This window comes from Thiobacillus sp. SCN 63-57 (assembly GCF_001725555.1).
Lineage (GTDB): Bacteria > Pseudomonadota > Gammaproteobacteria > Burkholderiales > Thiobacillaceae > Thiobacillus.
Map to the genome: position 1 here is coordinate 76,221 of NZ_MEGP01000020.1, position 14,799 is coordinate 91,019.

The window sequence follows — 14,799 nt, forward strand, 5'->3', positions numbered from 1 at the left end:
GCCAAGCATACAACGTCAGGAACACACACCATGAGCGCCTTACTCGATTACGATACCGGCCCGTTGAACTGGGTGCGCGGAGACATCGACGCCGCCCTGCAAGCCGCCCTCGGGCGCGTGCAGGCCTACAGCGTGGATGCCGATCTCACCAATGCCCTGCGCCTGGCAGCCGACGACGCGCACCAGGTGACCGGCGCGCTCCGCATGGTGGGCCTCGAAGGTGCGGCCACGCTGGCGAGTGCGCTCGAATCCGCGCTGGGCGACGTCAACGAAAATCGCCTGCAGGCGAACGACGAGGTGCTGCGCGCCTTGCGCAATGCCATCGAAGGCCTGCAGCGCTGGGTCAAAGACCTGGCTGACGGGCGCGGCAGTGGCGAACTGGCACTCTTCCCCCTCTACAAGCGTCTGCGCGAGTTGCAAGGCGCGGAGCGAGTATTCGAAGGCGAACTGTTTTTCCCTGACCTGCGCACGCGGGCGCATGCCAAGGCGGCCAACGATGCCATGACGCAAGAGATGCTGGCAGCGGAAGTCAAGACTGCGCGCGGCCTGTTCCAGCGCGGCCTGTTGGCCTTCCTGCGCAATGTCGAGGCCGAGCAGGGATTGAAGCGGATGCGCGATGCGCTGGCCGCGATCGAACGCATTGCACCGTCGCAAGCCTCGCAAACGTTCTGGTGGGCCTGCGTCGGTTTTGTCGACAGCCTGATCGCGCACGGGGTCGAGGCCGATTTCCATGTCAAACAGCTGCTGGCCCGCGTCGACCTGCAGATGCGTCGCCTCATGGAAGGCTCGCCGCAAGTCGCCGAGCGCCTGCTGCGCGACGCCCTGTTTTTCGTGGCAAAAAGCCAGACCCTGGATGGGCGCGCTGCCGAAGTCCGGGCGACGTTTGGCCTCGATCGCTACCTGCCCGGCCGTGGCATGCTCGATCCCGAGGCGCTGGCACGCATGCGCCCGGTTCTGGATGCCCTGCAGGCAAGTCTCAAGGCGGCACGCGATAGCTGGCACGCCTATGTGGAAAGCGACGCCGGCCAGTTGCCGCAGTTCCAGACACACCTCGAACGCATGCTGCCGCAGGCCCAGGCGTTGGAAGACAGCAAGCTGAAACCCCTGCTGGACGAATTGGCCGCCGCCGCTGCCGCACGGGCCGCGCGCGAGGGCGATGCACGCGAGCAGATGGATCTGGAGATCGCAGCCACGCTGCTGTTCATGCAGAACGCCGTCGATCAGGAAGACGTCCTGCACAGTGATTTTGCGGCTCGCGCGGAAGGCCAGCAGGCGCGTCTGCTGGCCTTGATCGAAGGTCGGGAGATGCCGGCTGTCGTCGTGGATGCCAATAGCCAGCGCGAAGCCGAGCGCGACATGCTGGTGCATATGGCGCAGGAAGTTGGTCAGAATCTGAAGCAGATGGAAGACGCACTGGACGCCTTCTTCCGCGACGCGGGCGAACGCGAGGCGCTGGCGGGCGTGCCCGCGCTGGCACAGCAGGCGCAGGGCGCGTTGACCATGCTGGAATTGCCCGACGCTGCAGGTCTGCTGGGTGCGGCGACCGCGACGGTACAAGCGTTTGCTGAGGAAGGCTACCCTGACGAAGCGACCCAGCAACGTCTGGCCGATGCATTCTCCAGCCTCGGTCTGTATATCGAATCCTACTGCGCCGGCCGTACCGACGCCGCCAGAATCCTGCGACCCGTGCTGATCGAGTTCGGCGTGATCGATCCCGGCAGCGTTGACGACAGCGCATTCGACGACACCGTCGAATCAGGCCTGCCCGCTCGCAAAACCGAAGTACAGGAAAATTATCTTGAGTGGCGCGATCAACCCGACGACGCCACAAAAAAAAAATTCCTTGATGCCCTGACCGAACTCAGCCGCGACGCCGAACTGATCGACGACGCCACGCTGAAACAGCAGACCCGTGCGGCGCTCGATGCCTGTCGCGATGCGATGGAAGCCCCGCTGGCACTCGATGCCGATGTGGCCGCCCTGACCGGCCTGCCGCTGCCCGAACGGGTTGCGATCGACATGTCAGTGGCGCTTGAAGACGAGACGGAAACGACACTGCCAGCGATTGATCTGCGTACGGATGAAGCGTTCGACAATGGCGTGCCGACTGAGGCGCAAGCCGACGAAGCCGCCGTGTCCGCATACGCTGTAATCATCGAAACGGTACAGCCGTCGGCCGTGGCTGCAGCCGAGTCAGCCTCAGTGGCGGAAACCGGTTCGCCTGGCGACGGTGCGCTCGGCGAAACCCTGCTTCACGTGACGATTCCCGAAGGATCCGAAGCGGAACTGCTGGAGATCTTCCTGGAGGAAGCCAACGAGGTGCTGGCGGCCATGGGCGAAGCCAGCGAAGCCTGCCAGGCCAACCCCGACGACCAGGCTGCCCTGACCGTCATCCGCCGTGGCTTCCACACATTGAAAGGCAGTGGGCGCATGGTGGGCCTGGACGAACTGGGCGAAACCGCGTGGCGTCACGAGCAGTTGATGAACGGCTGGCTGGCCGAGAACAAACCAGCCAGTGGCGACTTGTTGCGCCTGGTAGGACGTGCACGCGGGGTCTTCCAGGACTGGGTGAACGCCCTGCAGAACAATCAATCTGCGAGCTTGCCGGTTCCGGCCTTGCTGGCGGCGGTCGATCGTGTCGCACAGGGACAAGCTCTGGATGTGACGCCCGTTCCGGTTGCTGCGCCGCCCGAGCAGGTTGTCGGAACGCCGGCTGCGAATGCGCCGGACTGGCCTGAAACGGTTGCAGAAGCCGATCTGTTGGCTGAAACCGGGACGGTAGGGGAAACCGAAGAAGCGGCAGCCGTGCCGGAAGGCGAGGCGGCGGCCTCAATCGAGATGGACGTTGCGGCGGATGCCGAAGCGGAAAGCGATTGGCTGGCCTTGTCAGCGGTCGAGCAAGAGGACGCTGTCGCCGCACTGGAAAATGGTGCGACGGATGATGCCGGGGCCGCTACCGCTGACACGCCAGTCGAGTTGATCGAACAGGCCGGCTGCGAGGCGCGTGCCGATGCTGCACCGATCACGGTGGACGAAGTCCAGCCTGAAGCCGAAGTAGTCCGTGTTGAACTGCCTGCGCTGAACGTTGGCGCGATCATTGAATATGCGGTTGCCCCCGCAGTGGCGTACGACAGCGATCTGTCCATCCAGGAAGAAATGGCTTCGCCGGACGAAACCCTGGCAGAACCGCCTACCGTCGTACAAGAGCATTCCGCCCCGCTCGATGAGGCGCTCCCTGCGGAGCCGCCCATGCCGGACGAAATCTGCATCGGGCCGGTTTGCCTCTCCGCCGGGCTTTACGAAATTTTCATGACCGAAGCCCACCAGCGGCTGGCCGTGCTGACGGAAGAGGCCGAGCGTCACGCCGAAGCCGAACACAGTTCGGTCAGCGAGCATGCACGACGCGCGATCCACACGCTGGGTGGCATTGCAGGGACTGCCGGCATCACTGCCCTGTCGGATCTGTCGCATGCCTTCGAACAGTATTGGAACCGCTTCGTGCATGTGCCCATGCCAACTTCGCATCTCTCACTGGTCCAGGATACCGTTGCGCGCCTGCACGAGATGATCGCAAGCATCGAGAAGGGACACCTGCCCGATGCGGCAAACGACCTGATCGCAACGCTGGGCGAACTGGAGGATGAACAGACATCGTTGATGTCCGACGCGGTGTCCGCTCCAGCCCATGAGGAAACGGGCGAGGTGAACGTGCCGTCCGCCGAGAGCCAGGAACAGGACGTGCCGGCCGAGCCGGAGCGCGTTGCCGAGCCGGCCGCCGCCGTTCAAGCCGAAACGACGCCCGCTCTGCCGGATATCAGTGCGCTGGTCCCTGACATCAAGCCTACCGCACCGGCACCGGTATTCGAACGGCGCGAAGTGGCCGATGAAATCGACCAGCAGCTGCTGCCGATCTTCCTCGAGGAAGCCGATACGCTGGTGCCGGATACCAGCGCGCAACTCCGTGCGTGGAAAGAGACGCCCGCCGGCACAGGCCCGCGCGACGCGCTCCGCCGCAACCTGCATACCATCAAGGGCAGTGCGCGCATGGTCGGTGCGATGCGCCTGGGCGAACTGACCCACGTGATGGAATCGCGCGTGATCGCCGTGATCGAGGGCCATCTGGCAGCAAGCCACGACGTGTTCGATACGCTGGAAGCCCAGCTCGACCGGCTGGCCGATGCCGTGGAACACCTGAAACAGGGCGATCTTGCGCCGGCACTCGAGGACGCGTCCGCCCCGCTGGAAGCACCGGTCGAACCGGTGCTGGGTCGGGCCGATCCTGCGGCTGCCGCGACGGCCGACCCGCTTGCGCCTGCGACACCGGTCACGCGCGAAAGCAATGCCCTGACGCTGCGTGTGCGGGCCGACTGGGTCGACCGCATGGTCAACCAGGCTGGCGAAGTGGCGATCGCACGTTCCCGTATCGAAAGCGAAGTGTTTGCGTTCAAGCGTCACGTCAACGAATTGTCGGAAGCGCTGGTGCGCCTGCGCGGCCACATCCGCGAAGTCGAGATCCAGGCCGAGTCGCAGATGCAGGCGACGTTCCAGACGCAGGGCGCGGCCGAGGAGTTCGACCCGCTGGAGTTCGACCGCTTCACCCGTTTCCAGGAAGTCACCCGTTTCCTCGCCGAAAGCGTGAACGACATCTCCACGGTGCAACATATCCTTTTGGCCCGCCTGGGCGAGGCGGATGCCGCGCTGATCCAGCAGACGCGGCTGAACCGCGAACTGCAGCAGGATCTGCTGCGAGTCCGCATGGTGCCGCTGTATTCAGTGGCCGAGCGCCTGTATCGGACCGTGCGCCAGACCGCGCGCGACGTCGACAAGCGCGCCCAGCTTGACATCCAGGGCGGCGAACTCGAAATCGACCGCTCGGTGCTGGAGAAGGTGACCGCGCCGCTGGAGCACTTGCTGCGCAATGCGCTGGCGCACGGCATTGAAGATCCCGAGGTGCGTCGGGCGGCGGGCAAGGCCGAGTTTGGCGAGATCGTGTTGTCGGCGCGCCAGACCGGCAACGAAATGATGCTGACCGTGAAGGACGATGGCGCCGGCCTCAACTATGCGCGTATCCGCGAAAAGGCGGAGGCCAACGGCTTGCTGTTGCCGGGGGTCGAGCCGACTGAGTCGCTGCTGGCGCAGATGATTTTTGCCGCCGGCTTCTCCACCGCCGAAACCGTCAGCCAGGTTGCCGGGCGCGGCGTCGGCATGGACGTCGTCAAGAGCGAAATCTCCGCGCTGGGCGGCCGTATCGACATCACCTCCACGCCCGGCGCGGGCACCGCTTTCAACATCTATCTGCCGCTCACCCTGGCGATGACGCAGGCGGTGATGATCCAGGCCGCCAAGCACGATTACGCACTGCCGGCCCCCTTGGTGCAGCAGGTGCTGGAACTCAAGCCGCATGATCTGGAGCAGGCCATGGCAGCCGGCGAACTGACGTGGCGCGGTGCGCGTTATCCGTTCTCCTATCTGCCGCATCTGCTGGGCGATACCGAGGCGGTGCACGAGGTGCAGCGCTACAACCCGGTGGTGCTGCTGAAAAGCGGCTCCAGCCAGGCAGCCGTGCTGCTCGACGCGATCGAAGGCACGCGCGAAATCGTGGTCAAGAACATTGGCCCGCAGATGGCGCGCATTACCGGTGTCGCGGGCGCTACCGTACGCGGCGACGGACGCGTGATCCTGATCCTCAACCCGGTGCCGCTGGCATTGCGTTGGGCCAGTTTGCCGCGCAGCGCAGTGGAACGCACGGCGCCAGCCGAGGCTGTGGAAGTCAGCACCGCCCTGCAGCCGCCGCTGGTGCTGGTGGTCGACGATTCGCTCACCGTGCGCAAGATCACCACGCGCCTCCTCACCCGCGAAGGCTTCCGCGTCGACAGCGCGAAGGATGGCGTCGATGCACTGGAAAAGATGCACGACCTGATCCCTGACGTGGTCCTGCTCGACGTCGAGATGCCGCGCATGGACGGTTTCGAGCTGGCGCGCGTCATGCGCAGCGATGCACGCCTGAAGTCGGTGCCGATCATCATGATCACCTCGCGCACGGCGGACAAGCACCGCAACCGTGCGATGGAAATCGGCGTCAACGTGTACCTGGGCAAACCGTATCAGGAGCAGCAGTTGCTCGACTCCATTGCCGAGCAGCTTGGCCAGGAAGCCGCTGTGCCGGCATAACAGCGGGATGCTAGAAAACGGGCGCGCCTGGCGCCCGTTTTTTTTTCGCCTAGAGGCGGAGGCCGGTGAGATCGCCGCTGGCCAGCGCGTTGAGCTGCGCGTTGCCTTGCGCCGGATCGTGATGGTAGGTCGTCGTTAGCAGGCGGGCGGCATCCAGCCAGTGGGATTCAGCCGCCTTCACCATTGAGGTCAGACGGGCGGTGTCGCCGCTGCCGAGCCAGGCTTCGTATGCCTGCGGGAGTGCCGGGAACAGGGCGCGGCGCAGCCCGGACAGGTTCGCCAGGTAGAAATGCAGCGAACCGATGGCTTCGCGTTCGAGCAGCGTCGGCAGCGTGATCAGGCAGTCGGCCAGATGGTCGCGCACCGCACGCGCCAGCAGTTCGGCATGCCGGGAATTGAGGTGGCCGAGCATCGCATTCCAGTCCTCGCCCAGCAGTGATTCCGCGCGTGCCTCGCCGATCTCGTGGAGAATCATCGCCTCGCTCTCCGCTTCGGCCATGCGATCGAGGCCGCGCTCGGTGTCGCGTTCGAAGTCGTAGTGGGCAAACGCGCGGCCCAGCGCCGTGTCCTTTTCCTTCCACTGCCATTCTTCGTACTTGTTCCACAGCAGGCGGCGTACTGCGTCCATGCGCAGGAAGATCGCGCCGCCTCGCATGGCGGCAGGCGGGGCGATCAGGTCGCGCGCATATTCGCAGCCGGCGACCAGTACCTGCACGCCGTCACGCATTTCGGCGCGCTTGAGCTCGGCCAGCACGAAGTGCGGTTTGCGGAAGTGTCCCAGTCCGCTGCTGTAGACCAGCCCTTGCGGGATCAGTGCACGGTTGATGTCATCGGCCTCGAAAGGGTCGATGCCGGCTTCGTTCAGCGGCAGGGGGGCGAAATCCTCTTCTTCCACCGTATCCCACAGGCTTTCGCGTGCGTTCAGCCAGTCGCCGAGTTCGTCCTTGGGCAGGCGCGCGCCATAGGGGATTTCCATTTCCCAGCGATAGTACTCGCGCATTTCCAGCAGAAAAGTACACATCGTCATGTCGCGCGCGTGGCGGGCGTCGGCGATGGTGCAATTTTTCTGCACCGTGTCGATAAGAGCAGAAAGTTCAAGCATGACGCACTCCTGAAGACAGCTTTATCTGGAGTGTACAAATAAAAACAGCCCATGTAACCGGGCTGTTTTCAGGGGTATTGCAGGCGGCCAGCATGACCAGGCCCACCGGCCGGCCGGCGGACTAGTGGCGGCGGGTGACGCCGAAGAAATTCAGGTCGGCACGCGAACGGCGGGAAAGCTCGAAGCGCGCGGCATCGGTGCCGCTGAATTGTCCCGCAAGCTGGCCATACACCTCGGTTGCCCAGGCCTTGTCGTTGAGTGCGTCGGCAATGCCTTCGGCCCAGCGCAGCTTGTCGGCAGGCTTGCTCAAGTGGGCACCGCATTGGGCATACCATTTTTTCAGCGTCTCGGCCGGGAGTGCGAATCCCTTCAGGCGATCGATGAACTGAATGCAGGCGTCGCCATTCGGGCAGGCGGCCGCAGCGGCTGCATAGAGTTCATCGGCCCGGGCGCTGTTGCCCATGGATGCATACAAGCGGCCGATGTGGGTGAGCGCGAAGTGATCCTTGGCTTGCGCGCGCGCGGTCTCGAGCAGGCGGCCTGCCTCGGTTGCATCCTGCGTCGCGGCGAAGCTTGCCTCGGCAAGTTTGGCGGTATCGTAGACCGTGGCATTCGGGTCCGCCGCCAGTGCAGTTTCGCGCGCGGCGAGGTAGGCGCGTGCCTTGGAGACGCCCAGTTCGCGGTGATGCAGATGCGCGGCGGTGACTACCAAATCCTTGAACGCGATGAAGTCGGTGGCGTTTTCCGCGGCGCGGTCGAGCAGGCGGGAGAGCCAGTCGGTGTCGTCCAGATTCTTGTCTACCGCCAGCATGATGGGCTTGTAGCGCGAGAACTGGTAGCCGGTCCCGTCGAGCAGGGTCTCGGCTGCCTCGATCAGCTTGGCGGCGTAGAACGGGTCTTCCAGTTCCAGCCGGACGCGGTCGGCCAGGGCGAGGAATTGCTTGACGCTGGCGGCTTCCTTTTCCAGCTGCTGGAACTCCATATAGCGTGCGTGGTTGGCCTGGCGCTTCTCCAGCTTGATTTTCACGCGGGCGAGGCGTTCGGCATCGTCGGCCAGATGCGCTTCCACCGCGGCCACCAGTTTCTGCATTTCGTCCAGCCCGGCCACGGCGTCTTCGGCCTTGTCGAGCAGGGCCGCAGCACCCGGCTTATCGCCCACGCCGGCCAAACCTTCGGCGAGCTCGATGTAGTCGCCGGTGGCGTTCGCCAAGTCCCCCGCCTTTTTCAGGGCAGACTGCATGAATGCCGTGTCGCCCGCCTGCTTGGCCGACTCGATCAGCGTCTTGGCGGCGCCGAAGTCGGTGGCGCCAGCCAGGGCGCGCTCGTACAAGGCCTTGGCGCGCGCCGGGTCGCCCAGTGTCTTGGTGACCTCGCCGGCCAGCGACAGCAGGTCGGGCACGCTGGAAAGTTTCTCGCCGGCCTTGTTGAAGATCGCCGCGGCGTAATCCTTGTCGAGCAGATGCTCGGCCGAGGCCGCCGCCAGTTTGCTGTATTCGACCGCGCGGGAAATTTTTGCTTCAGCCTTTTCCAGTATCTTCTTGGCAAACGCGCCGTCGGCGATGACGCTCATCACGTTCTTCGCCAGGTCGATCAGCGGGTCGAGGTTGTTGGTTTCTTTCAGCGCCTTCTCATACGCGCCCACCGCGGCCGCCTTGTCGCCCAGCACCTTGAACTTGGCCTCGGCCAGCGCGATCTGCTCCTCGCCGCTCATGCAGTAGTCCTCGGCAGTCTGCAGCAGCTCCTCGGCGCGGCTTTGTTCGCCCAGTGCCTTGTAGACGATGGCGCAGGCCGCCAGGTCCTTGGTGAACTGGCAGTCATCCGCCACGCGGTCCATCAGCTCCTTGGCGTAGGCCGCGTCTGCGGGTTCCTGCAGGGCTTCCAGTGCGAGCGCCGCGTAATCGGCTCCGCCGCTGCATTGGGCTTCTTTGGGGGTGAGGGTGTCGCGGGTGGCCATGGGAGTCTCCAGATAAACGTAACTTAACCGGGCGATTTTCCGCCTGCGGGGGTGGACAGCCAAATAAGTAATGTCGATGGAGGCATTAGCGGCGGCATCAGGTCCTGTTGGCGCCGCTCCTTCCGGTGGTCAATGCCTTGCCGTCTGCGGCATCAGTTTGTCGATATAGGCGATCGACACCGCCGACACGATGAATGCCATGTGAATGACCGTCTGCCATAGCAGCACCTTGTCATCCAGGTTGGGGGCATTGATGAAGGTCTTCAACAGATGGATCGACGAGATGCCGATGATGGCAGTGGCGAGCTTGACCTTGAGCACGTTGGCGTTGACGTGCGACAGCCACTCGGGCTCGTCGGGATGGCCTTCGAGGTTGAGGCGCGAGACGAAGGTCTCGTAGCCGCCGACGATGACCATGATGAGCAAGTTGGAGATCATCACCACGTCGATCAGTCCCAGCACGATGAGCATGATCTTCTCCTCGGTGAGCGTGAAGGTGCCGACGACGAGATGCTCCAGTTCGACCATGAAATGCACGACGTAGACGAGCTGCGCGCCGATCAGGCCGAGATAGAGGGGAACCTGCAGCCAGCGGCTGCCGAACAGGATGGTGGAGAGAAGCTTGTTGCGCGTGGCAACGGGCTGGCGGTCTTCGGGATTCATGTATTCAGGGTGTTAACAGGGTTGCAAAATGCAGGGTGTGCCTGGGCCACGCGTTACAGGACGTAGCGCGCGAGGTCCTCGCGGGCGGCCAGTGCGGCGAGACGCGTGGTGACGGCCTCGGCGTCGACCACGTATTCGCCGGTGGTGCTGCCGGCGTCGAAGGAGATGTCTTCCAGCAGCTTTTCCATCACCGTGTGCAGGCGGCGCGCGCCGATATTCTCGGTGCGCTCGTTGACCTCGAAGGCGATCTCGGCGATGCGGCGGATGCCGTCGTCGGTGAACCTGAGCGTGACGCCTTCGGTCGCCAGCAGCGCTTCGTACTGGCGTGTGAGGCAGGCGTCGGTGGCGGTCAGGATGCGCTCGAAATCCTCCACCGACAGCGCCTGCAGCTCGACGCGGATCGGCAGCCGGCCCTGCAACTCGGGGATGAGGTCGGACGGCTTGGACAGGTGGAAGGCGCCGCTGGCGATGAACAGGATGTGATCGGTCTTCACCATGCCGTACTTGGTCGACACGGTGGTGCCCTCGATCAGCGGCAGCAGGTCGCGCTGCACGCCCTGGCGCGACACGTCGCTGCCGTGGGCGTCCGAGCGGGTGGCGATCTTGTCTATTTCATCCAAAAACACGATGCCGTGCTGCTCGACCGCTTCGAGCGCCTGCTGCTTGGTTTCCTCGTCGTTGACCAGCCGTCCGGCCTCTTCTTCGGTCAGCAGCTTCATCGCTTCGCGCACTTTCAGCTTGCGGTTCTGCCGGCGGCCTTGCCCGAGGTTCTGGAACATGCCCTGCAGTTGCTGCGACAGGTCTTCCATCCCCGGCGGGGTGAAGATTTCCATGCTGGGATTGGCTACGGCGACTTCGATCTCGATTTCCTTGTCGTCGAGCTGGCCTTCGCGCAGCATTTTGCGGAAGCGTTGGCGCGCCGTGCCTTCCTCGCGTTGCGGCTGCTCGGCCTCGCCGAAGCCGACGCTGCGGGGCGGCGGCAAGAGCGCGTCGAGGATGCGTTCCTCGGCCGCCTCTTCGGCGCGGAACTGCACCTTGGACGTGGCCTGTTCGCGCATCTGCTTGACTGCGGTTTCCATCAGGTCGCGGATGATGGTGTCGACATCGCGGCCGACATAGCCGACTTCGGTGAACTTGGTCGCCTCGATCTTGATGAAGGGCGCGTTGGCGAGCCGCGCCAGGCGGCGCGCGATCTCGGTCTTGCCGACGCCGGTCGGGCCGATCATGAGGATGTTCTTCGGCGTGATTTCCTGGCGCAGCGGTTCGTCGACCTGCTGGCGCCGCCAGCGGTTGCGAAGCGCGACTGCGACCGCGCGCTTGGCGGCGGCCTGGCCGACGATGTGCTTGTCGAGTTCGTGGACGATTTCTTTGGGGGTCATGAAAGGTGAGCGGTTAGCGGTGAACGGTGAGCGGAAATCGGGCTCACAGGGTCTCAATCACGTGATTCTGGTTCGAATAAATGCAGATGTCGCCCGCTATGGTGAGGCTCTTTTTGACGATTTCAAGCGGGGGCAGGTCGGTGTTCTGCAGCAGCGCCACTGCGGCGGACTGGGCGAAGGCGCCGCCGGAACCGATGGCGGCGATGCCGAGTTCGGGCTCCAGCACGTCGCCGTTGCCGGTGATGATGAGCGAGTGCTCGCGGTCGGCCACCGCCAGCATGGCCTCCAGCCGGCGCAGCATGCGGTCGGTGCGCCAGTCCTTGGCGAGCTCGACCGCACTGCGCAGCAGGTGCCCGGAATGCTTGTCGAGCTTGGCCTCGAAACGCTCGAAGAGGGTGAAGGCATCGGCGGTGCCGCCGGCGAACCCGGCCAGGACTTTGTCCTGGTATAGCCGCCGTATCTTGCGTGCGGTGGATTTGATGACGATGTTGCCAAGCGTGACCTGGCCGTCGCCACCGAGGGCGACGTCGGCGCCCCGGCGAACGGAGAGGATGGTGGTGCCGCGATACTGTTCCATGTGCGGGAAGCTTCCTGAAAAAGACGGTGAACCGAGGAAGACGCAAGCGGATGGATAGGGCTGTCCGGGATGGCGTCTTTCGCGGCTCGGTTCAAGTGTCGGAAATTATACGTGGGCAGGGGTCGACAGCCTGCACCGGCGGAAGGGGGTCAGTCCGGATGGTGCGGAATCAGTTGCGCCAGCTGATCGATGCCCATGACGCGGAAAAGTTCATGGATGAGTGCATTGTGGCCGCGCAAGGTGATGGCCTTGCCGCTGCCCAGGCATTGCATCAGCACGCTGATGAACTGGCTGACGCTGCCGTAGTCGACCCGGGTCACCTGGGTCAGGTCGACCAGCACGTCGTTATGCGTGGCGGCATAGCTGCCGAACTGCTGCAGGGCGCTGTCGTTGGCCGGGGTGATCTCGCCGGTTCGGCGGGTTTGGTCTGGACCACCTCGGCTGCCTGTACTTCGCTCCAGGAGGGCGGCGAGACCTCGAAGCGGACGGCGTAGTCGACGGCCAGGTCTTCGAAATTGTCCTGCTGGCCGAGTATCTGGTAGAGCTCGAGCAGCAGCAGCCAGTGCACGGCGCGGCTGTGGGTGGCGCGATTGAGATCCTGCAGCAGGGCGATCAGGCGGTCGACGCCGCTGACCTGGAGTTTGCGCTTGGCTTTGCGGGCCGCGCTCAATATCTTGGCGCATTCGTCCGCCCCGTTTTCGTCGACCATCTCGATGCGGGAGAAATCGATCCGCACCACGGCTTTCTTGTCGGTCCCGGCGATGCCTTCGCGCAGGCTGGCCGCAGCTTTCTTGTCGAGCAGTCCCGGCAACTCCAGGCTGGCCGCCTCGGCCTGCTGAGGCGCGCCGGCGCCGCCGTTGCTCCCCATTTTCTGCCAGACAGGGGGTGAGGTTTCGAAGCGCATCGCATAATCGAGCGCCAGTTGTTCGAATTCCTTCTCGCGGCGCTGGATGCAATAAAGATCGAACAGCATGTGCCAGGCGCGGCGATCGCCGCCGCCCAGGATGTCCTTCAGCAGACGCTCCGCCATGTCGGTCTGGCCGCTGGCATACATGATGGCCGCTTCGTCTACCGCCGACTGGGGCGCACCGCTGGATTCCTCCACCACGATGCCGCTGGCCCCCATGTCCATGGTCAGCAAGGTTTCGGTGGGAAGGGATTCGACAGGTGCGGAGACAGGCGCCTGCTTGGGCGGGGGCGCCTTGTCCTTGCCTTTTTTGAAAAACGGAAGAGCCACAGAGTATGCGTGCGCGGGTCAGAGTCAGTGATGGATACTAGCGCTGTCGCCCCGTCCCGGCAACCGCAATAACCCGCCGCCAAGCAAGGCAACCGCGGCAAGTGCCATGACGATCGCCGGACCGGCAGGCCAGTCGAAGAGCGCCGACGCCGCCAGTCCGGCTGCGTAGGCCAGCGCGCCGAGTCCCCAGCCGATCAGCAATCCCGCCCGCGGCGGCCAGCCGCGTACTGCCAGCGCGGGCAGGATCAGGCTGGCAAATACCAGGTAGACACCGACGAGCTGTACCGAGGCGGTGATGGCGAGCGCAAAGATCAGGTAAAAGCCCATCCGTCCGAGTCGGATGCCCCGCAGCCGCCAGAAACCGAGCAGCAACGCGTAGACCACCGCGATCTGGGCCAGCTGGGACGGCCCGACCCAGAGGATCTGTCCGGCCAGCAGCTCGTTCAGGTGCTCTCCGCCATGCGGATCGCCCGACAGCAGCAGCACGGCCAGGCTCGCCGCGACGGCGAAAGATGAGCCGATCAGCGCTTCCTGGATATCGGGCCAGCGCGATTCGCACCACGCCAGAAACGCGGCGCCGGCCAGTGCCGCCGCCGCCGCCGCCAGCTGGGTCTGCCAGCCCTGGGTTTCCCAGCCCAGGGTATGGGCGGCAATGACACCGAGCACGGCGATCTGGGCAATGGCGAGATCGAGGAAGATGATTCCGCGCGCCAGGACCCGCCGCCCCAGCGGGACATGCGTGGCAAGAACGAGCAGACCGGCGACGAACGGCCAGCCGAGCAGCCCCGGGTCGAGTGCGGCCCAGTTCATCGTGCGACCTTCAGCAATTGCGCGACGCTGTCGTCGAACAGGCCAAAGAGATCCTTGGCCCGGTCCGATCCGCCGACGGTGAACGGCATCGCGACGGCCGGGATGCCGGCGTGCTCGGCCAGCCATTCCGACGGGCGCGGGTCCTGGTAGGCGGCCCGGATGACGACCTTGGCGGGCGTGGTTTTCAGTTGCGCGACGATTTCGGCCAGATGGCCGATCGACGGTGCGACACCAGGTTTGGGTTCCAGTACGGCCACTTGTTTCAGCCCCAGCCAGTTCTCCAGATAGGGGAAGCCCTCGTGCTGCACGGCGATGGGCATGCCCTTCAGCGGGGCAGCCTGCGCCTGCCAGCGGGCCATTGCCGCATTCCAGCGCGTGTTGAAATCCGCCAGCCGCGTCTTGTACGCGGCGGCGTGGGCCGGATCGATCTCGGCCAGGCGTGTACCGAGCACCTGCGCCACGCGTGCGATGTTGCGCGGATCGGTCTGGATATGCGGATTGCCCGCAGCGTGGATGTCGCCCTGGGCGCGGTCGAGGACGGCCGGCTTTTCCAGCAGCGCGACCTGTCGCGCCGCCTCGAAATAGCCCGGCTGGCCCGGCTGGATCGCGGCGTTGCCGGCCTGCCGCAGCAGCACTGGCAGCCAGCCGATCTCGAGTTCGGCACCCGTACAGACCGCCAGATCGGCGCGCCGCATCTGCGCGATCAGGCTGGGGCGCGCCTCGATGTGGTGCGGGTCCTGGAAGGCCGTGGTGGCGGTATAGACCTTGACGGCGTCGCCGCCGAGTTCGGTGGCCAGTGCGCCCCATTCAGGCTCGCAGGCAAAGACATTGAGCGCGGCATGGGCGAAGATCGGCCAGGCCGCGACGAGGAAGACGAATAAACGGAATGCTTTCATCGGGAGTTCC

The 14,799-nt window shown here is 64.7% G+C and carries 10 protein-coding genes; 1 reads left to right on the forward strand and 9 read right to left on the reverse strand.

Going from position 1 to position 14,799, the window contains the following annotated elements:
* Positions 1-30: 30 nt before the first annotated feature.
* Positions 31-6,171 carry an Hpt domain-containing protein gene (locus ABT23_RS09035; protein WP_296633922.1) on the forward strand — a complete coding sequence of 2,047 codons (6,141 nt, stop codon included), beginning with the start codon at positions 31-33 and terminating at the stop codon, positions 6,169-6,171.
* A gap of 49 nt (positions 6,172-6,220) precedes the next feature.
* On the opposite strand, the gene ABT23_RS09040 is transcribed toward ABT23_RS09035, so the two are convergent.
* The 9 genes from ABT23_RS09040 to ABT23_RS09080 form a co-directional block, all read right to left on the reverse strand.
* Positions 6,221-7,273: an Sfum_1244 family protein gene (locus ABT23_RS09040; protein WP_296633925.1), complete on the reverse strand. Its 1,053-nt coding sequence runs from the start codon at positions 7,271-7,273 to the stop codon at positions 6,221-6,223.
* Positions 7,274-7,394: 121 nt separating this feature from the next.
* Positions 7,395-9,227 carry a hypothetical protein gene (locus tag ABT23_RS09045; protein WP_296633927.1) on the reverse strand — a complete coding sequence of 611 codons (1,833 nt, stop codon included), beginning with the start codon at positions 9,225-9,227 and terminating at the stop codon, positions 7,395-7,397.
* A gap of 129 nt (positions 9,228-9,356) precedes the next feature.
* Positions 9,357-9,890, reverse strand: coding sequence for a TIGR00645 family protein (locus ABT23_RS09050; RefSeq protein ID WP_296633930.1), 534 nt, complete (start codon positions 9,888-9,890; stop codon positions 9,357-9,359).
* A 53-nt stretch (positions 9,891-9,943) separates the two neighbouring features.
* Positions 9,944-11,269 carry an ATP-dependent protease ATPase subunit HslU gene (gene hslU / locus ABT23_RS09055; protein WP_296633932.1) on the reverse strand — a complete coding sequence of 442 codons (1,326 nt, stop codon included), beginning with the start codon at positions 11,267-11,269 and terminating at the stop codon, positions 9,944-9,946.
* Between the two features lie 43 nt (positions 11,270-11,312).
* Entirely contained in the window at positions 11,313-11,846 is a 534-nt protein-coding gene (gene hslV, locus ABT23_RS09060) for an ATP-dependent protease subunit HslV (RefSeq protein ID WP_296633935.1), read from the reverse strand.
* A 149-nt stretch (positions 11,847-11,995) separates the two neighbouring features.
* Positions 11,996-12,250, reverse strand: coding sequence for an STAS domain-containing protein (locus tag ABT23_RS09065; RefSeq protein ID WP_296634207.1), 255 nt, complete (start codon positions 12,248-12,250; stop codon positions 11,996-11,998).
* Positions 12,172-13,083: a hypothetical protein gene (locus ABT23_RS09070; RefSeq protein WP_296633937.1), complete on the reverse strand. Its 912-nt coding sequence runs from the start codon at positions 13,081-13,083 to the stop codon at positions 12,172-12,174. Before ABT23_RS09070 ends, ABT23_RS09065 begins: the two co-directional genes overlap by 79 nt.
* Before the next feature lie 24 nt (positions 13,084-13,107).
* Complete coding sequence (locus ABT23_RS09075) at positions 13,108-13,893, reverse strand: metal ABC transporter permease (RefSeq protein WP_296633940.1); 786 nt, start codon at positions 13,891-13,893, stop codon at positions 13,108-13,110.
* The gene (locus ABT23_RS09080; protein ID WP_296633943.1) at positions 13,890-14,789 is read right to left on the reverse strand and encodes a zinc ABC transporter substrate-binding protein; all 900 of its coding nucleotides are present in this window, start codon (positions 14,787-14,789) and stop codon (positions 13,890-13,892) included. The genes ABT23_RS09075 and ABT23_RS09080 overlap by 4 nt, the downstream gene beginning before the upstream one ends.
* Positions 14,790-14,799: the final 10 nt, after the last annotated feature.

What these genes read in the sequence shown, in the direction of transcription:
- ABT23_RS09035 (WP_296633922.1), top strand. Translation starts at nt 31, where the DNA reads ATGAGCGCCTTACTCGATTACGATACCGGCCCGTTGAACTGGGTGCGC.
- ABT23_RS09040 (WP_296633925.1), bottom strand. Translation starts at nt 7,273, where the DNA reads ATGCTTGAACTTTCTGCTCTTATCGACACGGTGCAGAAAAATTGCACC.
- ABT23_RS09045 (WP_296633927.1), bottom strand. Translation starts at nt 9,227, where the DNA reads ATGGCCACCCGCGACACCCTCACCCCCAAAGAAGCCCAATGCAGCGGC.
- ABT23_RS09050 (WP_296633930.1), bottom strand. Translation starts at nt 9,890, where the DNA reads ATGAATCCCGAAGACCGCCAGCCCGTTGCCACGCGCAACAAGCTTCTC.
- hslU (WP_296633932.1), bottom strand. Translation starts at nt 11,269, where the DNA reads ATGACCCCCAAAGAAATCGTCCACGAACTCGACAAGCACATCGTCGGC.
- hslV (WP_296633935.1), bottom strand. Translation starts at nt 11,846, where the DNA reads ATGGAACAGTATCGCGGCACCACCATCCTCTCCGTTCGCCGGGGCGCC.
- ABT23_RS09075 (WP_296633940.1), bottom strand. Translation starts at nt 13,893, where the DNA reads ATGAACTGGGCCGCACTCGACCCGGGGCTGCTCGGCTGGCCGTTCGTC.
- ABT23_RS09080 (WP_296633943.1), bottom strand. Translation starts at nt 14,789, where the DNA reads ATGAAAGCATTCCGTTTATTCGTCTTCCTCGTCGCGGCCTGGCCGATC.